General features: G+C 45.7%; 16 protein-coding genes. 6 read left to right on the top strand and 10 right to left on the bottom strand.

Going from position 1 to position 18,984, the window contains the following annotated elements; all coding sequences use genetic code 11:
• Window positions 1-91: 91 nt before the first annotated feature.
• Window positions 92-697: a flavin reductase family protein gene (locus tag KNO98_RS13410; RefSeq protein ID WP_214701338.1), complete on the bottom strand. Its 606-nt coding sequence runs from the start codon at window positions 695-697 to the stop codon at window positions 92-94.
• A gap of 249 nt (window positions 698-946) precedes the next feature.
• Between KNO98_RS13410 and KNO98_RS13405 the strand changes: the two genes are divergently transcribed.
• Window positions 947-2,788 carry an ATP-binding protein gene (locus KNO98_RS13405; RefSeq protein ID WP_214701336.1) on the top strand — a complete coding sequence of 614 codons (1,842 nt, stop codon included), beginning with the start codon at window positions 947-949 and terminating at the stop codon, window positions 2,786-2,788.
• A 197-nt stretch (window positions 2,789-2,985) separates the two neighbouring features.
• Window positions 2,986-3,303, top strand: a complete 318-nt coding sequence (locus tag KNO98_RS13400; RefSeq protein ID WP_214701334.1) for a hypothetical protein — start codon at window positions 2,986-2,988, stop codon at window positions 3,301-3,303.
• 54 nt (window positions 3,304-3,357) lie between these two features.
• Here the strand turns inward: KNO98_RS13400 and KNO98_RS13395 are convergent, their stop codons facing one another.
• On the bottom strand, window positions 3,358-4,620 hold the full coding sequence (locus tag KNO98_RS13395; RefSeq protein WP_026824357.1) for a tetratricopeptide repeat protein: 1,263 nt from the start codon (window positions 4,618-4,620) through the stop codon (window positions 3,358-3,360).
• Window positions 4,621-4,870: 250 nt separating this feature from the next.
• Between KNO98_RS13395 and KNO98_RS13390 the strand changes: the two genes are divergently transcribed.
• The 3 genes from KNO98_RS13390 to KNO98_RS13380 all read left to right on the top strand — a co-directional run bounded on the left by KNO98_RS13390 (window position 4,871) and on the right by KNO98_RS13380 (window position 7,496).
• On the top strand, window positions 4,871-5,554 hold the full coding sequence (locus KNO98_RS13390) for a hypothetical protein (protein ID WP_214701332.1): 684 nt from the start codon (window positions 4,871-4,873) through the stop codon (window positions 5,552-5,554).
• Window positions 5,555-5,620: 66 nt separating this feature from the next.
• Window positions 5,621-5,821, top strand: a complete 201-nt coding sequence (locus KNO98_RS13385) for a hypothetical protein (protein ID WP_026824359.1) — start codon at window positions 5,621-5,623, stop codon at window positions 5,819-5,821.
• Between the two features lie 172 nt (window positions 5,822-5,993).
• Window positions 5,994-7,496 (top strand): N-acetylmuramoyl-L-alanine amidase family protein, encoded by a 1,503-nt coding sequence (locus KNO98_RS13380; RefSeq protein ID WP_214701330.1) that lies wholly within the window; start codon window positions 5,994-5,996, stop codon window positions 7,494-7,496.
• Window positions 7,497-7,517: 21 nt separating this feature from the next.
• Here the strand turns inward: KNO98_RS13380 and KNO98_RS13375 are convergent, their stop codons facing one another.
• Window positions 7,518-8,048 carry a GNAT family N-acetyltransferase gene (locus KNO98_RS13375; RefSeq protein WP_371742818.1) on the bottom strand — a complete coding sequence of 177 codons (531 nt, stop codon included), beginning with the start codon at window positions 8,046-8,048 and terminating at the stop codon, window positions 7,518-7,520.
• A 19-nt stretch (window positions 8,049-8,067) separates the two neighbouring features.
• Window positions 8,068-8,895, bottom strand: a complete 828-nt coding sequence (locus tag KNO98_RS13370) for a type II CAAX endopeptidase family protein (protein ID WP_214701327.1) — start codon at window positions 8,893-8,895, stop codon at window positions 8,068-8,070.
• Window positions 8,896-9,018: 123 nt separating this feature from the next.
• Between KNO98_RS13370 and KNO98_RS13365 the strand changes: the two genes are divergently transcribed.
• The gene (locus KNO98_RS13365; protein ID WP_214701326.1) at window positions 9,019-11,367 is read left to right on the top strand and encodes a bifunctional diguanylate cyclase/phosphodiesterase; all 2,349 of its coding nucleotides are present in this window, start codon (window positions 9,019-9,021) and stop codon (window positions 11,365-11,367) included.
• 38 nt (window positions 11,368-11,405) lie between these two features.
• Here KNO98_RS13365 and KNO98_RS13360 read toward each other — a convergent pair whose 3' ends face one another.
• The 6 genes from KNO98_RS13360 to glmS all read right to left on the bottom strand — a co-directional run bounded on the left by KNO98_RS13360 (window position 11,406) and on the right by glmS (window position 18,853).
• Complete coding sequence (locus KNO98_RS13360) at window positions 11,406-12,554, bottom strand: mannitol-1-phosphate 5-dehydrogenase (RefSeq protein ID WP_214701325.1); 1,149 nt, start codon at window positions 12,552-12,554, stop codon at window positions 11,406-11,408.
• On the bottom strand, window positions 12,555-12,986 hold the full coding sequence (locus KNO98_RS13355; protein WP_214701324.1) for a PTS mannitol transporter subunit IIA: 432 nt from the start codon (window positions 12,984-12,986) through the stop codon (window positions 12,555-12,557).
• Between the two features lie 47 nt (window positions 12,987-13,033).
• Window positions 13,034-14,455 (bottom strand): PTS mannitol transporter subunit IIBC, encoded by a 1,422-nt coding sequence (locus tag KNO98_RS13350; RefSeq protein ID WP_214701323.1) that lies wholly within the window; start codon window positions 14,453-14,455, stop codon window positions 13,034-13,036.
• 167 nt (window positions 14,456-14,622) lie between these two features.
• Window positions 14,623-16,653: a BglG family transcription antiterminator gene (locus KNO98_RS13345; RefSeq protein WP_214701322.1), complete on the bottom strand. Its 2,031-nt coding sequence runs from the start codon at window positions 16,651-16,653 to the stop codon at window positions 14,623-14,625.
• On the bottom strand, window positions 16,643-16,912 hold the full coding sequence (locus KNO98_RS13340) for a PTS sugar transporter subunit IIB (protein WP_214701320.1): 270 nt from the start codon (window positions 16,910-16,912) through the stop codon (window positions 16,643-16,645). Before KNO98_RS13340 ends, KNO98_RS13345 begins: the two co-directional genes overlap by 11 nt.
• 144 nt (window positions 16,913-17,056) lie before the next feature.
• Window positions 17,057-18,853, bottom strand: coding sequence for a glutamine--fructose-6-phosphate transaminase (isomerizing) (glmS, locus tag KNO98_RS13335; RefSeq protein ID WP_214701319.1), 1,797 nt, complete (start codon window positions 18,851-18,853; stop codon window positions 17,057-17,059).
• Window positions 18,854-18,984 lie beyond the last annotated feature (131 nt).

Below are 18,984 nucleotides of genomic sequence, written 5' to 3'. Positions count from 1 at the left end.
AATGAAAGAAATACCGTACGCAAATATGCTTCCTAACTTCTTTACCCAAAAAACGTGTCCGTTCTTTAGAAAAAACGGACACGTTTATCAATTATTCCGGACGTTTCAAATCGAAAATTTCACCGAGTGTCGCATAACCATTCCCCGCCATTCGACTGACCGGAGCCAGTTGTTTTGCATCGATACGTCCGTGTTTATATAAATTACGGTCGATATGAAAACGGACAATTCGTGCAATCAACAAATCCGCAGTCGTCTTTCCGTCATATTCAATCGGGAGGTGGTGATGTAATACGCACTCAAATCGGATTTTTGCTTCCTTGATCCCAGGTGTCGAAACAACTTCGCTTGGTTGAATCGTGAAGTTCGTGCGAGACAGTTCACTCTCATCGGCTGTAAGGTTTGCAGCCGTCTCATTCACATGGGTGACATTCGTTTCATCTACGATATGAATCACCAATTCATTCGTGCGCAGCGCGTTTCGTGCTGTATCCTTCATCACTCCATCCTTTCGTTGGACAGAGACCGACACGAGCGGAGGAACGGAAGAAACCACGTTGAAATAACTAAATGGAGCTGCGTTGATCACATCCTCATGTCGTGTTGTGACAAAGGCAATCGGTCTCGGCACAATGCTGCCAATCAAAAACTTATACGTGTCGATTTCAGTCAAAGCAGACGGTTCAATCGATAACATTCACTCACACTCCTCATTCTTTTTTATCTTAAATTCAAGATAATAGTTTATGTGAATGATGTCAATGGTGAGAAAGTGGACATGTGTATCTTTTAATCATTTTGGGTAAATTCGTGTATGTGAAAGCAACATAGACAATAGACACATCGCATAAGCAAATTAGTTTCATTTTCCTTTTCCCGTTTCGTAGAATGCAGGGCAAGGAAAGGATGACCCCCGTTTTTATGTTCAAGAAAGGAAGTAAAACGAATGATCAGCAAGTGGATTGAACAACTCAACAGTCGTCGAATACTCAGTATTTTATATAGCGTATGTGGATTTAGTATCATTTTGACCGCGATTGGCGCTTGGTTTGTGCGAGATGGGGATGTCTCTACTCTCGAACTCACAGCCCTTCGATGGATTTGGATGATCGGGTTAGTTATGTTCATTAGTGCCATCTTACTCATCGGGCGTCCGCTCATCAAACGGATGACTGAACAAAACCATAGATTGAAGACCAAGAAAGCAAAGCTCGAGAGTGTACTAAACGAATCCAAGATAAATCAAATGAACCTTCAATATCGTAATGAATTAATCGGAGTATTGGCCTCAAAAGAATCGCTATTTGATTATTCATCTGTCATCGAAAAAATCGTGTTACTCACAAAATCCGAGTTTGGTGCGCTCCTACTCGCCAAAGACGGAGAAATTACGTCTGTCGTACCAAAAGAAATGACCGAAGAACAACAAGAAAGTCTCAAAAAAGATTCACTTTTACTCAAACGCGTCATGATTTCAAAGTTACCCGCCGCAACGTCGAAACGGGTCGTTGATGCGTTACACACGTATCCGTATTATATTTATGAATCAGTTATCCCGATCATGGACCCGTCCGAGAATAGTCTGATTGGTTGCCTCTATTTGGCACGGTATGATGAACAGTATGATGCAAGTGAAAAGTCCGAACTAAACGCGTTCGCAAGCCAGCTCGCCATCTCACTTCTTCGGATGCAACTCTATCTTCAGATGCAACAGGATCGGAAAGAAACGGCCCAACTGATTAATTCGGTGCGTGAAGCTATTCTATATGTAAACTATGAAGATGACACTGTCGTCGGAAATCGTGCCTTCATCCGCATGTTTGATGATCTTCACTTTGACTATAAAGGGTACGAAGAGTTGTCCGCCATCAACATCGATATCGAGCAATTAGCAAAACGCGTCGACCAACACGAGCAATTCGTTCGGTACTTCGAGCGAGTCTTCTCCCAAGACCCACCTGAAGACGGGCTCACGATTTCGATTGATCAAGGTGATTGCTTTATCCAACTCTATGCCGAAAGTATTTATCGTGATCGTCGACTCCGTGGGACAATGCTCGTCCTACGTGACGTTACCGCCGAGACTGAGGTTGACCGGATGAAATCTGAACTCGTAACGACTGTGTCGCACGAATTAAGAACGCCCCTTTCATCGATTTATGGGTTTACCGAACTCATGTTGTCGCGCGACTTGAATGAAAGCCGTCGAGAACTGTATTTGCATACGATCCATGATGAGGCGAAGCGACTCTCATATCTCGTCAGCGATTTCTTAGACTTGCAGAAGATGGAATCCGGAAAACAGACGTTTGAATGGGAGCCGGTCGACCTATATGAACTCGTGTCAAATAGCGTCGCATTTTATCAAGAAACAACGGACCTTCATGAGCTATTCATCGACGTTGATATCGAACAAAATTTCGTCATCGATGCCGACTTAGAAGGGATGCGACAGCTGTTCGGCAACCTGTTAAGTAACGCCATCAAATATTCACCGGATGGCGGGAATATTCTTGTATCACTCGAGCGCATAGATGAAGAGGTTGTGATCAAAGTAAAAGACCATGGAATGGGCATACCGACCGCCTCTCTTCCTCATCTCTTCGGAAAATTTTATCGCGTTGACAACTCGGATCGACGCAAAATCGGGGGGACCGGGCTCGGGCTCGCTATCTGTAAAGAGATTGCTAAAGCTCATGACGGACAACTCCATGTCGAATCAGTTTATGGGGAAGGAAGTACTTTCATCTGTGAACTTCCCGCATCGAAAGAACATATCATGCAATAACACGGTCTTCTTAACCGTGTTATTTTTGACTCATTTTTGCCTAATTCGAAAGGATTCCTTTTACAAAATATAGAAAGGAAAGAAACCGATTCATTTACGTGGATGTGGAATACCCTATCCATTTATTTTTACACGTTTTAAGCCGAAAACAAGATATACTGATTATAAAGAAATTGCTAGGATCGGAGGTCCTGCCATTGAATCATCGTGACCCACCTTTTTCAGAAATTGGAGATTTGAAACAATGGGGACGTTTTGAAGTCGAAGTGCCTCATACAGGCGAACAAGCGAAGTATCAAATCGCTACGGCTTTGGTTCGAAAGCATATTCCTTTGCGGATTGGTGGATTTTATATCATTGCGAGCGAAGAGCAAATTTTGCATAGTGGCTCACATGACGGAAATCTCCAGAAGCACTTGATTCATTTATTACAGCAAGTCCTTAACGGTCATATCGAAGACGAACGCCTCGCTCAGGAACAGGTGTGGACGGTGCACTATTTTACGACACCATAAGACGTCTGACTAAAGAAGCTTAAAGGTCATAAAAAATGACGCTCCAAAAGGGCGTCATTCTGCTTGTGACATGATTGAAATCACTTTTTCATAGTAGTCTGTTGCTAGTTTGTATTTTCCTGAAGCTTTTAATTCTTGAGCTAACCATAAAGCATATTTTTTAGCATACATATACTCATCATGCTCTTCAAAATAAATAACTGCGCTTTTTAGACTGTTCATCACGCTTTGACGATTCTTTTCTTTGAAATGGTTCCAGTAGATATCAAAGTGCTGATTAAACTCTTCAATCGACTCGTGTTGTTGCATCAATTCGTGTCCAGTCTCTAACCAATCAAGGACACCCTTTTCATTTTTCTGTTTTGCATTTACCTCTACCAATGATAAAACACTGAATAATTTGCTTCTAATATCCACTTTATATTCAAAGCTTTCCATAAAGTACGTAAGTGCCTTATCTTGTTCACCTAACAACGAATAGATTTCTCCTATGTTGTTATAAAGCATGCCGTAATAATTTCTTAAATCAGTCGCATTCGCAACCTTTAGTGCCTTTTGATTGTAGGAAAGTGCATCTGCATATCGTTTTCGACGTTTATAAGTCAATCCAATTATCATGTGACACTCAATCATTCTTTCTAAACAAAAATTCTCTTGAAAATACCTTAACGAAGACTGAAGATTTTCAAGCGCTTGTATATTGTCTGTGAAACGGTAATATAAAGCACCCGTGACATAACGAATATCCGCTGTCTCCCAATCAGGAATTCCTGAATGAGGTAACTTTTCAGTCACTTCTTCTATTAATTTATAGGATAGTTCTTTTTCATTCTCCTGAAAGTACTGAAGTGCTTTCAACATGTTATACCGAATGCGATCGTCAGTGGATAGTTGATCTTCAATCCAGCCTACTTCTGTGAGGTACTTTGGGTCACCTCCTGGCATCACGCCAAGACGAGCCAATGTAATCATGAGCGTAGTGTAAACTGATTTTGACTGTTTGACCGCTGGATGGTTCATATATTTTCTAACTTTCTCCTGCTCATCACCATTTTTTCGCGTCAAAATCGCTTCTTTCAAAATCTCTCTAATTTCTTTAATCACTTTCTCTGCTTGATACCTAAAGTCATGATACAGGGGTACTTCAATTTCAAGTCGCTCAAACAACAGTTCAAGAACTTCCTCACTAGCAGATGTTTGATTGTTTTCAATTTTACTTAAGTACGAAATCGAACAAATCCCCCTGGCTAAGACTGATTGTTTCATATTTTGCCGCAAGCGCTCTACTCTAATTAAATTCCCATAATTGTATTCCATTATTAGTAGTAGCCCCTTTGCCCTATTTTCTGAACTTCTTTTAATATTTCTTCATAATTATATACTTTCAGGAAATTTAGCCTATAATTCTTATTTTAATTCATCTTTTTACAAGAAATTTTCCCAACTTAAACATGTCCATTACCATAAAAAAACATGATAAGATTTAACTAGTCAACAAGCAATGATTTGGGCTTTAGTTCTATTATTTAGAAAACAATGAACATTTCGTAGGAGGTAGATGGTGCAGATGGGGAAGCTTAGCTTTTTACTTGCTGAAGATTATATTAAACCAAAAATCTACTTTAAATCGAAATTTTCTACACCGTCTACAATCGTAGACCATTCATATTCGAAAGAAGATTTAAATCATTTCGAAGGATTAGAGAATTTGACAGAGTTATTATCTTCTAATAAGGGTTTCATTGTAAGTGCATTTCAAATCGATTACTACCAGCGTCTCCCCAAATTAATTTCAAAGACGTTGAAAATAAATCGCTCTTTTAAAAAACTTTATATTTTGGGTCCAGAATTATCCTTATCAATTTTGAAAAGAAGCACTAAGACTGCTTATGAAGCACAACTTCAAGATTACGAGTTTATCAACATTGAACAGGACTCAACTTCATTATCTAAACAATGTGAAACGCTATTGAGCGAAGGTCACATTTTGTACATTCTTCCTGAGGCATCCGTGTGCTGGCAACCTAATTCATTAGAGCAACTGCAGAAAGTTTGTACTCCACTTTGTAGTACTTTATTAAGTCAAACTATGAAAGTACCGATCTTGGCTACTTTAGCGAAGAATGACTCTAATAAAGTCACCATCTATGAGCCAAGTTTACCTGAAACCTATTCAGGAGACTTATTCAATTCAGTTAAAGAACAGTCTGAGGATATCTATAAGCTTTTGAAATCCACAGATGACTTGTAACTCATTTTATTTTCGTTGGTATTAAGAGTTTTCTATATAAATCATTATACAACGGAGGAATTAAACATGAAAAAGTTAGCTGGATTTTTCTTTATCGCAACTGCAGTCATTTTACTCGGAAGTTCTTTTAAACCATTTGCAGAAGAAAGACCACGCATTGTTAAAATCGAAGAACCGATTATTATTAATGCTGAGGAAAGACCACGCATTGTTCAAGTTGAAATTCCAGAAAAAATCAATAATGAGAGCATGCCACGCATCGTATAATCATATTTTTCAAAGACGCCTCGTGCGTCTTTTTTATTTTAAGAAAAAGGTAAATGAATTATATATTTCTCTCCATTTTTTACTTTTTACTTATATAATAAACAAAGACAACTCAGATATACTCTCATATGCCGTCATTGTCGCTAGTTTATTGAATAGAGGAGTTTGAACATTGAATGGATTAAAATCATCATGGAGCTTAAAGCTATTATTAAGTTCTTCACTTGCACTAACCGGGGCAATCATCGCCCCATTCCAACTCGATTCTTTTGGAATCAAGTCGACTGTCGCTGAGGCCGCCTCGACTTACACCACAACTGCCAACTTAAATCTTCGTTTAAGTGCTGCAACGTGGAGCCCTGTTCTTTTAACAATCCCGTCCGGTTCGAGTGTCACTTACATCAGTACATACGGTTCGTGGTATAAAGTCAGTTATGGAGGCAAAACAGGTTATGTTTCTTCTCAATACGTTACGGTATCCAATACTGCTTCTTATTATAAGACGACAGATCGATTAAACATGCGCCTCACCGCTGCCTCTTGGAGCGATGTCGTCACCTTGATCCCGGCTGACGCAACCGTTAAATATGTCAGTCGCTACGGTTCGTGGTATAAAGTAACGTTTAATGGCAAAATCGGTTACGTCGCCTCTGCCTACTTAACACCTACAAGTGCTCCTATTCCGCCGTCGGACTACTATAAAACGACAGCTAATTTGAACATGCGCCTCACCGCCGCTTCTTGGAGTGACGTCGTTACCACGATCCCGTCTGGCGCAACCGTCAAATACGTCAGCCGCTATGGTTCTTGGTATAAAGTGACGTTCAATGGCAAAACCGGATACGTTGCCTCTGACTATTTAACGACGACAACAACTCCGGTGACACCCTCTTCATATTACGAAACAACAGTGAATTTGAATATGCGACTTAGCGCAGCTTCTTGGAGCGATGTCTTGACCGTAATTCCTGCCGGATCGGTCGTCAAATATGTGAGTCGATACGACTCGTGGTATAAAGTGACGTATAACGGTAAAACGGGCTATGTGGCATCCGAGTATCTAAAACCAACGACTGTCACGACACCAACCGATACAGATGGAACCGGAAAAACCGTTGTCATCGATGCAGGACATGGTGGAAATGACCCCGGAGCCGTTTACGGATCCGTTTATGAAAAAGTGATTGCACTTGATATCGCAAAACGCCTTGCGGGCGTCTTGTCGAGCACATATGACTACAACGTCAAATTCACACGTTCAACTGATACGTATCTCTCACTGGAGCAACGTGTGTCACTAAATAAGTCCTATAAAGGGGACATCTTTGTCAGTCTTCATGCGAATTCTTCTGTTTACAACACGGCCCACGGACACGAAGTACTCGTACCGACGTCAGACAGTTATACGACCAATCCTTACATCTCAGCGAGTCGTAGCCTAGGGTCCTCTATCAACAAAGAGATTGCATCGCGTATCTCCACAATCCAAAACCGCGGAGTCAAGTATCAGAACGTTTACGTGGTCGGACGAAATGTTTCGCCTTCTACCCTTGTGGAATACGGATTTATCAGTAACTCAAGCGACCGTTCTTATTTGACGAATACGACGTATCGTCAACGAATGGCCGAAGCGACCGCATCCGGCATTCATCAATTTATGCGTTCGTACTACTAAAAAGAGAACTTAGCCCGAGAGCTAAGTTCTCTTTTTGATGTCCACTCGCCAAATCATATGTGATGCGTCCGGTCCCCAATAATGTTCGAGAATGAGAGAGGGTGCGCCTAATCGTTTTTGCCAATACGCTTGCGCGCTCGGAAAACCCGCATCTAAATAAAAGACGTGTTGCTTTCTAGCGAAGATCTCTAGTTTCATCGCTTCTAGCAAAAATTGCCCGACGCCAAGTCGCTGCATATGCGGTGATATATAGACACTCCCTAGTTCAATGGCATCGCGCTCGACCTCGAGATGTCCCGAAATGATATCGTTGGGTGGCAATAATGCTCCTACGCCCACAATCACACCATCTTGATCGACAACATACAGTTGCACGAAATCGTCATCAAAGTGATCTTGAATGGTCGTATTCAGACGCGCCACTTCTTCATCAAGCAAATCGGCATCTTCAAAACGCTCTCGTCGCATCAAATCACTCAAACTATCCATCAATAAGCGTTGCAAGGGCTTTACGTCTGATTGTTCGAGTGCGCGGAGTTTCAAGACGTCCACTTCCTTTTCTATTTTTGTTCTACTCTTTACCCTCGCGAATCCGATGCGTAACACTCGGGTAAGTTGGAATCATTTCTTCGAGCGGTTCATAATTCAATTTTCCGTACGTTTTCCAAATGACTAAAATCACAACGGTCCATAATGTAATCGTCAAATGAATAAATCCAATTGGATAGCCATCTTCCACATCGAACCCGACCATGACGAGCATAACGTTAAACATCGTATGCATAAGAAAGGCAGACCACAGATTGCGTGACGAACCATTGTATACCCACGTGATGAGAATCGTGTAGGCGATCACGGCTAATCCATATGCCCAAAATGACAAGTTCATCTGCCCAGTTCCAGCCATGAAGAAAAGAGGGGTGTGCCAAAGCGTCCAAATGACTCCTAGTGTCAGACTGGCCAAAAGCGGAGACAGCCTTGACTGCAACGCGTCAAGCAAATAGCCGCGCCATCCATACTCTTCCTGCAGTGTCCCACCTAGAAACAACATATATAGAAAATAAGGGACAATCCACCACGGTTTGCGAACGATTAACGCACCGCTCCGGTCCGTCCACCAATAGGCAACGAGAAATAAAAACGGTACTAATAAAAGTGGAATCATATACGTTTTCCAACTCATCTTGAACTGGATACTATTTCGAAGGAGATGCTTCACCCCCGCCCCACCACGAAGTCGATACATCGTGAGAAAGCCTGAAATACTCGGCCCGAATGCTCCTAAGATGACGATGAACGTAATCGATAAATCCGTCCACCAATACAGTGTCGTCCATATAACCCATGAATAGCCGAATGCGATGAACAAGAAAAAGTTGATATATTTATTTTTATACATAGTCGGCCCCCTTCAGCAACTTAATACCCGTTATTTAATTTAAATAATTTTATATGTAATCTGTGTTGTTCCGCATATAATGAAGTGAACATACAATAAATAATCCTACGAGGTATCGATATTATGGAACAAATCAGCACTCAGACAATGAGTCATAATGGTTTTTTGATGTTTCTCGCCTTCATTATTGCCAGTGTTTCTGCCTTTATGGCACTCGAATTGGCGAAACGAGTCACAGGAGAATCTACCTCGTCCCATCGCGTTTGGCTTTTATTTGGCGGCACTACCTTAGGTCTCGGTATCTGGTCCATGCATTTTGTGGCCATGCTTGGGCATGCTTCTCTACACGATAGCACGTATTCCACCTGGGTCATTATCGGGTCGATGGTTCCGGCGATTGCCGGGTGCATTCTGTCGTTCGGCTTGGTTTCCCGCAACAAGACATGGATGACACTACTGCAGTCATCCGGTCTGATGGGATTCGGGATTGTCAGCATGCATTACATCGGAATGGCTGCCATACAAGGCGTTCAATTGGATCTCGACCCCTCATGGGTTTTATTATCCATCGGAATTGCATGGAGCGCTTCCTACCTCTCCCTGTGGGTAGGTTTCTTTTCTTCATACTCCACAAAGCGCACGACCTTTCCTGTGAAGCTAATGTTCTCACTCATGATGGGAACAGCCATTTTCAGTATGCATATCGCCAGGATGAGGGCAACAATCATTACCCCCGATGCTTCACCTGTGAGTCGGATCCCGATTGACCCCACTTTGCTAGCGTGGCTCGTCACAAGCATCGTGTTTCTCTTATTCGGGACATATTTTATTGCTTATACGTTAGACCGACAAATTCAAAAGCGTGACCTTTTTCAAAAAACGATTTTAGAGTCGACGACGGATGCCGTAGTAACGACGACGAGTGACGGTGAAATCCGCTATCAAAATCAAGCGTTCGCTCACTTATTCGAAGGATGCGCCCCTGAACCCTTTTTTCAGGATTACCACCCTCTAATATCGGCTCAACAACATTTTTATCAGCCGGTACAAATTGAGACGAATCACCGCACGTTAGAAGTGACGTCTTACCCACTTCAAGATGGTACGAACAATCAAGTACTTTGGTTTATACGCGATGTGACCAAAACGGTCGCTTCACAGCGCATGATTGAACATATGGCGTTCCATGATGCGTTGACCGATTTACCGAATCGCTACAAACTCGACTCGCTCCTTCAGGAGAGCATCTTACAAGAGCGTTCGGTCTCCTGCTTATACATCGACGTCAACCGCTGGCGTTTTTTGAGTGACATTCTCGGTCATCATGGAGCTGAAGAATTAATCCTTCAAGTCGCCAATCGTCTGAAACATACGATTCACCCGGATGATGTACTGACGCGAATCGGGCCATCCGAATTTATCATATTGCTATTCGCGCAACGAAGCTCACTCGCTCATCAAAAAGCAGAAAAGTGTTTAAAGGCGATCTCATCTACTTTTGACGTAGATGGAACGACACTTGAATTGACGATGAGTGCAGGAATCAGTCATTTCCCTAAGGATAGCTCTTCTCCAGAAGAATTAATTCAATTTGCTCGTCTTGCCGCTGACGAATCAAGACGGGACGGAGAGAACAATATCAAGTCGTTTGAAGAGTCCTCGCGACCTCAAATCTTATACAATATCGAGATTGAAAAAGCGCTTGTCACCGCATTAAATCAAGATGAACTCACACTCGTTTATCAACCAAAAATCGATTTAAAACAGAATCGACTAGAAGGTGTGGAAGCGTTACTCCGATGGCAACATCCACAAATCGGGACGATTGCGCCATCTGACTTCATCCCGATTGCAGAAAACACGGGGTTGATTCATTCGATTGGTCACTGGGTGATTCGAGAAGGATGTCGCACCTGGGTGCGCTGGCAACGAACCGGAATTCGTCCATTTACGTTATCCCTCAACGTCTCACCGCTTCAATTTGCGCGTGAAGACTTTGTCGATACACTTCAGTCTATTTTGTTAGAAACGGGGATGGACCCGATGTTTCTCGAGTTGGAAGTGACAGAGTCGTCGATGCTCTCATACGAGGCCTCGACCCGTGAGAAATTGACACAGTTACATCAACTCGGAATTCTCATTTCACTTGACGATTTTGGTACTGGCCATTCCTCGTTCAGTCAACTTCGAGAACTGCCCGTGCAAGTGCTGAAAATTGATCGGGCGTTCATCGTGAATCTGTTTACCGACCGGAACCAAGAGGCTATCGTGCGCTCGATGATTCAACTCGGTCATAATCTTGGAATGAAGGTTTTGATGGAGGGCGTTGAAACATCCGCTCAACTCGAATGGTTACTGAAGGAATCATGCGATTATGTGCAAGGGTACTATTTCAGTCGTCCGTTGTCTGAGACAGACGTTCCGTTTCACGTAAAAGAAACGACCACATATCTCGAGTTCGGGAAACGCTAATAAACTGCTCCTGTCAAATCGACAGGAGCAGTTTTTGGTTACGAAACGCGTTCTTTTTCTTCTTCCCGAATCAAATGGTATTGATCGAGAATCAATTGTGTCAGTGTATCTCCTTCATTGAGTTGAAGGTATTTTTCAATCGTTGAGGAGATACCGTGCTCCTCGATCGACAAATTCAGCTCAGACGATTCCGAATCCTCCGGGTTATAGTAATGAAGGGCCGCTGCAATCCCATAAGCGAGTTCGTTCGGTTCAATTCCGTTATCCATCAACTCACGCGCTGGCTTGACGAGGCGGTCGCTCGGTCCAAGTTTACGAATCGGCGAACGGGCCACCCGTGACACTTCATCCTTCAATTTCGGGTTTTCAAAACGCTTGATAATCTTTTGAATATATTGGCTATGCTCTTTGGCCTCGAACCCGTATTTCTCAAGCAATAACCAGCCTGTCTCATACAAAGCACCTTGAACGACTTGACGGACGCGACGATCTTGTAGCGCCTCGTCAATCGTCGCCTTCCCGAACAACGAGCCGATATAAGAGGCGATGGCGTGTCCCGTATTGACCGTGAAGAGCTTCCGTTCGATATACGGTCCGATTTCCTCGACCCATGTCACTCCGTTAATTGGTAATTTTTCATTGAGCCCTTGTGTCTCGATGACCCATTCGTGGAATGTTTCCACTTCCACGTAAAGCGGGTCCTTATGTTGTTGAAGGGGAACGATGCGGTCGACAGCCGCGTTCGGGAAGAAGACATTCGCTTCCCCGACACCGCCACATGTCTCTACTTCTTGACGGAGAATGGCGCTACCGCCAATCATGTTCTCACATGCGATGACATAAACCGGTGCATCCTCGACTTCACGAGCACGAAGTCCTTCACTGATCAAGGGTGCCACTTTTGAGAGGAGTGACGGTCCGACAGCCGTCGTCACGAGATCCGCTTCTGCGATCAAAGCCGCGACACGAGCCGGTTCTTTCAAACTGTTGACACCGCGAACCCGATCGACGACGATACGCTCGACGCCATCTTCTGCGAATCCGACCTCATAGTGACGTTTTGCTTCAAGCGCTTCGATGACCGTATCATTAATGTCGACAAACGTTACGTCGTAACCACTTTGATTGAGCAACAATCCGATAAAACCTCGTCCGATATTCCCTGCTCCAAAATGAACAGCTTTCATTTACGCCACCTCTTCCATAAAGAGAGCCAAGATTTCTTCTTTTGTTTTTGCCTGAACAAGGCGCTCCACATTTCTTTCGTCCGAGCAGAGAATCGCGATTTGCGAAAGGAGCTCTAAATGTTCATCATTCACGCCTGCAATCCCGATGACGAGTTTGGCCGTTTGACCACCAAAGTCGACACCGTCCGGCACTTGCAGGAACGAAATTCCCGTCTTCTGAACCGCTGATTTCGCTGCTTCTGTACCGTGTGGAATGGCGACATGATTTCCGATATAGACGTTTGCGATCGCTTGACGTTCATGCATCGCTTCTACATACTCCGGCGTCACGCAACCGGCGTCTTGTAAGACGGCTCCGGCTGCTGTGATCGCTTCCTCTGTCGTTGCGAATGTTTGGTTAAGTCGAATCATCTCTGTTTGAATGAATGGCATTTTTATTTCCTCCTAATGGCTAAACCGTGTCTCTATCTGTTCTGATTTCAAGAAATTTTACTACGTTCTTCTTTAATTTCTTCTACCAATTGATCATAGTAATCGGCATTTAAGAAGTTTGTGACCGAACGATGAATTGCATTCGGTGCCTGCGCTTCCGCACGCTCCGTTAAATCTTCATGTGTGATGACAAACTGAGCATCTTTCGGCAAGTTGCTGATCGATGTGTTCGTCACTTTGATCGGCAGGTTCGCTTTGTTTACCTTGTTCCGGAGAACCGAGGCCCCCATGGCACTTGATCCCATCCCAGCGTCACATGCGAAGATGATGTGATCGACTTTATCAAGGCGATCTGTCACGAGAGCAGATGCGTAAGACTGTTTGCCTTTCATCGTACTCACGTTTTGTGTCGCTTCTTCGAGTGATACTTCCTCTGCTGCACTTGATTTCAAGATGACACTCGCCACCGCGAATGTGACCGCTGCCGATAAGAGAACCCCTGCCACGAGTCCGACGTACGAACCGCGTGACGCCATCGCGAGAATCGCGAAGATACTACCTGGTGAAGCCGGTGCGACGAGACCGACATCAAAGAGTACGAACGTGAAGATCCCTGTTGCGCCCCCTGCGATCATCGCAAGAATCAAGACTGGCTTCATCAACACATATGGGAAGTAAATCTCGTGAATCCCACCGAGGAAGTGAATGATCGCTGCACCTGGTGCCGTACGTTTCGCTGCACCTTTGGCGAAGAACATATAGGCGAGAAGTAATCCAAGACCTGGTCCTGGGTTAGCTTCAAGTAAGAAGAGAACTGACTTTCCTGCGTCTGCGACTTGATCGACACCGAGCGGGCTCAAGATTCCATGGTTGATAGCGTTGTTCAAGAAGAGCACTTTTGCTGGTTCGATGAACAGACTCGCGACCGGAAGCAATTTCGCTCCGACGATCCAGTCAACACCTGCCGCCATCACTTTATCAAGGGCGCTCATAATCGGACCGAAGATTTCAAATCCTCCAAGCATGAGGAGTCCACCGATGATCCCAACCGAGAAGTTGTTGACGAGCATTTCAAATCCTGCTTTGACTTTGCCTTCAAGGGCACGGTCGACTTGGCGGATGACATAACCACCGAGTGGACCCATGATCATCGCACCGAGGAACATCGGAATGTCTGTCCCGACGATGACCCCCATTGTGGCGAGTGCCCCGACGACACCACCTCGTACGTCGTGAAGTAATTTACCACCTGTGAAACCGATGAGTAATGGTAAGAGATAGGTGATCGTTGGACCAACAAGTTCTGCTAAGTTTTCGTTTGGCCACCATCCTGTTGGAATAAAGAGTGCTGTGATAATCCCCCAGGCAATGAAGGCACCGATGTTCGGCATGACCATCCCACTGAGGAAACTACCGAATCGTTGAACTTTGACTCGGACCCCGCCCGAGCTCGCTTGCGTATTCGCCATGTATAAAACCTCCAGTCGTTTAAATGTGAAAGGTTGAATGTGTAGTGTAGCTAACCGGTTTGTGCTCTACACCCATATTGTATGCCTTTGGTAAGCGCTTTCTCAATTCAATCCAGTTCACACTTTGGCAACATTTTGTGCCAAACAAAAAAATGACCATGGTTCGGTCATTTTTCGTACAATGTCTCATGAATCATTTTTTTCATGCATTCGTGCAGGAGCAAACGAACATCTTCTTTCGTTCCCGTGCTATAGAGGCGCATATGTTCCTCACTCTCAATGAGTGACCCACTGATCGCACTTAAGAACTGAAGCTCGACGTCACGTGCTTCTTCCGGTGCAAGCAATACAAGAAGACGTGTCACGGGTTCGGTCGACTGATCCATCATAAGGAGCGGGATGGATGTCGTTAAATCAAACGCAAACACACTCGCCTTCTCAATCGAGGCATGTCGTCCGTGGAACAACGCCAGTTTCGTACCCGGCACTCCAAGACCCGCGACTTCGTGACGACGCAGGAGCTGCGCGGACAGCTGAATCCCACTTTGTACGAGGACACGTTCTTCTAAGTGCGTACCGATATCAAGCAAGATATCTTCTAAACGGTCCGTATTGTTGAGTGTGACCAAATCAAACTGATGATCCATCCGCTCGAACGTTTCGACAAGTTCGCCGAGCTCGGTAAAATCAAGCATCGTTGACCTCGGCTTCGTCGCGAGCGTCTGAAAGGATTGCGGTAATGACAGTAAGAGACGACGGACGCGTTGCACTTCTTCACTCGTCAAAAGCGGATTGACGATTAGCGTCGGTACCGATAGTGGCGGTAACGGAACTGTCGACAAGATGACATCATATTCTTCAAGTCGATGTTGTTCTAAACCAAAAAGAGACGAGTTGGCGACGTCTTGCATCTCTGGAAACTCTTGACGCACGCGGTTGACGAGCATCTTCGACGAACCGAGTCCAGCCGAACAGACGACGAGTGCCCGATATTCGCGACGACGCACCGGTTTGACCAGTGCTGCCGCGAAATGCATCGCCCAAAAGACCGTCTCTTCTTCGGAGAACGCATTCGTCCCAAAGACGATGTCGGCAGCCTGTTGAATCGCCGAACGAAGTCCCGGATAGTCGCGGTCGATATGAGGCTTGACCGTACCCGTCTCCGGTAGCGCTTGCGTATTCATACTCGACAAGATATGCGAGAGCAGTCCTCGTTCGAGAGCCGCGTCATCCGTAAATGTGAACCCATAGATGAGTGAAACGTGATGAATCAATTTATGCACCCGAATCTGCATGATCCATCGTTCCTCTTCATCTTCTTTCATTTGATCTTTAATCGAGCGTAGACGGTTTGCTTCCTCTGCGAACCAGACACGTTCCGCCATCGAGAATGTCATCCCGAGCGCTTCTTCCATATCGGTGGCGACTTTCAAATAGTCCTCGGACCGCCCTTTCGTGTACATCTCTAAAAAGAACTCGGAATCTAATCGCGCCTGTTGTACCCCATAAGCGAACGTGACCCGCATGATGGTGCGGTCATCCATCCGTTCAAACGAGCGGGACTTCAAATAATCATAGCCGTCCCGAAGTCCCTCGAGCATTGCCTCACATGGCACCGTCTTCAAAAAGGCTGGAACATAGTCGTCTTCCCCGCGGACGAAGCGATAAAAGGCGAGTGTATCCCAGTGGGCAAGCAGAGCGTTGATGAGTAGCTTACGTTTCTCTGACTCATAGCCGAGCACTCTAGCCCCGACTCCTTTTTTCCGTTCGACTTCTAAATGATACTCTTCGAACCATCTGTCCAATTTCTCTAAGTCTTGCGTCAACGTGCTCGGAGAGACGTGCATCTGCTTGGCGACTGCCTGTAATTTGAGCGTATCGTTCTCGAACAAGAGACGCCACGCCAGTTCAAATAAGCGGTCCTCACTCGTGGGGATCGCTTCTGCAGATAAAATCAAGTCTTCTCGTAATTGTTGTTTCGCAGACGGCTTGCCGACAAGGCTCAGTCCATGACCACGTTGCCAAGCGAGTTCGAGTTCGAATTCTTTTAAGATGCCTTCAAGTAATTGTCGTTCCCGTTGAACCGTGCGCTCAGACAAATTCACCGCCTGCGCGATTTCGGCGAGTGGTGTCGATGTCTCGGTTGCCAATAAGTGTAACAAGATCGAGCGTTCTCGTGCGCTCCACTCATGTTTCATGCTCATCCATCCATTCTTCGACAAGTAGTCGGTATTCCTCGAGCGACAAGAGTTGTTGGACTGACCGGACACAGGCAGTTGGATGAGTGACCGGGATCGCCCCTTCCTGATAGAGAATCAAATCCACCTCGTTCGGGATGTTTTGAATCGTTCCGTGCGTAATCGTACAAGGCAAGCGTCCCTCGCTCGCCTGCGCAAATAACTTCGCTGCCATCGCACTCGTCACAAATCCGCTATGGCAAGCAATGTATACGTTCATGTCAGCCCTTCTTTCGTCGCTTATCTTAATCTAATCATAAGTTGGAACCGCTTACTTATTCTACTATTTTGCTCATTGGCAAAGATATCGGCAAGCAGTAAAAAGCACCTTTCACAAGGAAAGGTGCCTTACGCTATAATCAGTTTATTCCACCGTCACCGACTTCGCCAAGTTACGTGGCTTATCGACGTCACACCCGCGGGCGAGTGCAGCATAATATGCCATCAACTGAACCGGTAAAACGTTGATGAGTGGTGCTAAGAGTGGCTCGACGTGTGGCAAGATGAAGTCATCGTTTTCATGTTCAACACCTTGCATAGAAATGATACAGGCGTTCGCACCACGGGCGACGACTTCTTTGACGTTCCCACGAATATTCAAGTTCGTCTTCGGTTGCGAGATGAGCGCGATGACCGGTGTCCCGTCTTCAATCAAGGCGATTGATCCGTGCTTCAGTTCCCCACCCGGGTACCCCTCCGCTTGGATATACGAGATTTCTTTTACTTTGAGCGCCCCTTCGAGACAGACGGACGCATCGAGCCCACGCCCGATGAAGAACGTGTTCGGTGTCGTTTTCAAATAACGTTCCGCGAGGTCTTCGAACAATTCTTTTTGTGCCATGACCGAGTCCATAATGGTCGCGACACGGGCGAGCTCTGGCATCAGGTCAAACGGTAACTCTTTACCTGTTGCACGGGCGATGTCGTACGCGAGAATCGCGAGGACTGCAATCTGTGCCGTGTATGCTTTTGTCGACGCGACGGCAATCTCCGGTCCGGCATGAAGGAGCATCGTCTCGTTCGCTTCGCGTGAGAGCGTCGATCCCGGTACATTCGTCATGGTAAGTGCTTTGTATCCGCGTTTCTTCACTTCGACGAGGACGGCACGGCTGTCCGCTGTCTCACCGGATTGTGATAAGAAGACGAATAACGGACGTTCACTTAAGAGCGGCATATTGTAGCCGAATTCAGAAGAAACGTGCACTTCTGTCGGAATGCCGGCGATGCGTTCCAAAATGTCTTTCCCGACGAGTCCGGCGTTATAGCTCGTCCCACATGCGACGATATAGATCCGGTCCGCTTCTGAGACGAGTTCACGCACGCCTTCCGTGAGTTCGATGTCACCGTTCTCGTTCTGGTAGTGCTGGATGATGTTGCGGATGACGGCCGGTTGCTCGTCCATCTCCTTCAACATGTAGTGCGCGTACGTGCCCTTCTCGATGTCTGATGTGTCGATCTCGGCCGTGTAAGGTTTGCGTTCGAGCACGTCGCCGTCGAGCGTCTTGATCGTCGCCGATTCACGTGTGAGGATGACGATCTCACCGTCGTGGAGCTCGAGATACTGGTCCGTCACCTGGAGCATCGCCATCGCGTCCGATGCGACGACGTTGAACGTGCCGTCCCCGAGTCCGACGAGGAGCGGCGATTTGTTCTTGCCGATATAGAGGCGATTCTGGTCCTCTGAGTCGATCATCGCGATCGCGTACGAGCCGTGGAGGTCAGCGAGCGTCTTGCGGAACGCCGCCTCGACGTCGCCGAGCTCGACGAAGTGCTTCTCCATGAGCAAGACGATGACTTCCGTGTCCGTTTCTGAGAGGAACGGGGCATCGAGCGTCTCTTTCAATTGTTCATCGTTCTCAATCACACCGTTATGGACGAGCGTGAAGCGCCCTGTCGTACTCTGGTGCGGGTGGGCGTTCGGTACGCTCGGTACCCCGTGTGTCGCCCAACGCGTATGGCCGATTCCGATTGTTCCTTCGGCGTCAGCCGGTACGATGTCACGCAGTGCCTGGATTCGCCCCACTTCTCTGAACGTACGAACGCCCTCACCGACTAAGGCAATCCCTGCCGAGTCATAGCCGCGATACTCGAGCTTTTCGAGACCTTTCAATAAAATCTCTTTCGTTCCAACTTGTCCAATCATCCCTACGATTCCACACATACAAAAATCTCCTCTATTCTTCGATTTCTCGAAAAAGGAAACGGGCTTTTTAGAGTGATGTCATCAAGTCTCGCTTTGTCCGTCCGGTCACCCGAACATTTTAACAAGACTCTCTCAGTCGTGACACGCGA

The organism is Exiguobacterium sp. s57 (genome assembly GCF_018617685.1).
Classification (GTDB): Bacteria; Bacillota; Bacilli; order Exiguobacteriales; family Exiguobacteriaceae; genus Exiguobacterium; species Exiguobacterium marinum.
The sequence above is the reverse complement of the archived record's forward strand: the minus strand, read 5'-3'. Positions and strand labels throughout refer to the sequence as shown.

Excerpts from the sequence above, each read along its gene's own strand:
- KNO98_RS13410 (WP_214701338.1), bottom strand. The coding sequence starts at position 697 with ATGTTATCGATTGAACCGTCTGCTTTGACTGAAATCGACACGTATAAG.
- KNO98_RS13405 (WP_214701336.1), top strand. The coding sequence starts at position 947 with ATGATCAGCAAGTGGATTGAACAACTCAACAGTCGTCGAATACTCAGT.
- KNO98_RS13395 (WP_026824357.1), bottom strand. The coding sequence starts at position 4,620 with ATGGAATACAATTATGGGAATTTAATTAGAGTAGAGCGCTTGCGGCAA.
- KNO98_RS13390 (WP_214701332.1), top strand. The coding sequence starts at position 4,871 with ATGGGGAAGCTTAGCTTTTTACTTGCTGAAGATTATATTAAACCAAAA.
- KNO98_RS13385 (WP_026824359.1), top strand. The coding sequence starts at position 5,621 with ATGAAAAAGTTAGCTGGATTTTTCTTTATCGCAACTGCAGTCATTTTA.
- KNO98_RS13370 (WP_214701327.1), bottom strand. The coding sequence starts at position 8,895 with ATGTATAAAAATAAATATATCAACTTTTTCTTGTTCATCGCATTCGGC.
- KNO98_RS13365 (WP_214701326.1), top strand. The coding sequence starts at position 9,019 with ATGGAACAAATCAGCACTCAGACAATGAGTCATAATGGTTTTTTGATG.
- KNO98_RS13360 (WP_214701325.1), bottom strand. The coding sequence starts at position 12,554 with ATGAAAGCTGTTCATTTTGGAGCAGGGAATATCGGACGAGGTTTTATC.
- KNO98_RS13355 (WP_214701324.1), bottom strand. The coding sequence starts at position 12,986 with ATGCCATTCATTCAAACAGAGATGATTCGACTTAACCAAACATTCGCA.
- KNO98_RS13350 (WP_214701323.1), bottom strand. The coding sequence starts at position 14,455 with ATGGCGAATACGCAAGCGAGCTCGGGCGGGGTCCGAGTCAAAGTTCAA.
- KNO98_RS13345 (WP_214701322.1), bottom strand. The coding sequence starts at position 16,653 with ATGAAACATGAGTGGAGCGCACGAGAACGCTCGATCTTGTTACACTTA.
- KNO98_RS13340 (WP_214701320.1), bottom strand. The coding sequence starts at position 16,912 with ATGAACGTATACATTGCTTGCCATAGCGGATTTGTGACGAGTGCGATG.
- glmS (WP_214701319.1), bottom strand. The coding sequence starts at position 18,853 with ATGTGTGGAATCGTAGGGATGATTGGACAAGTTGGAACGAAAGAGATT.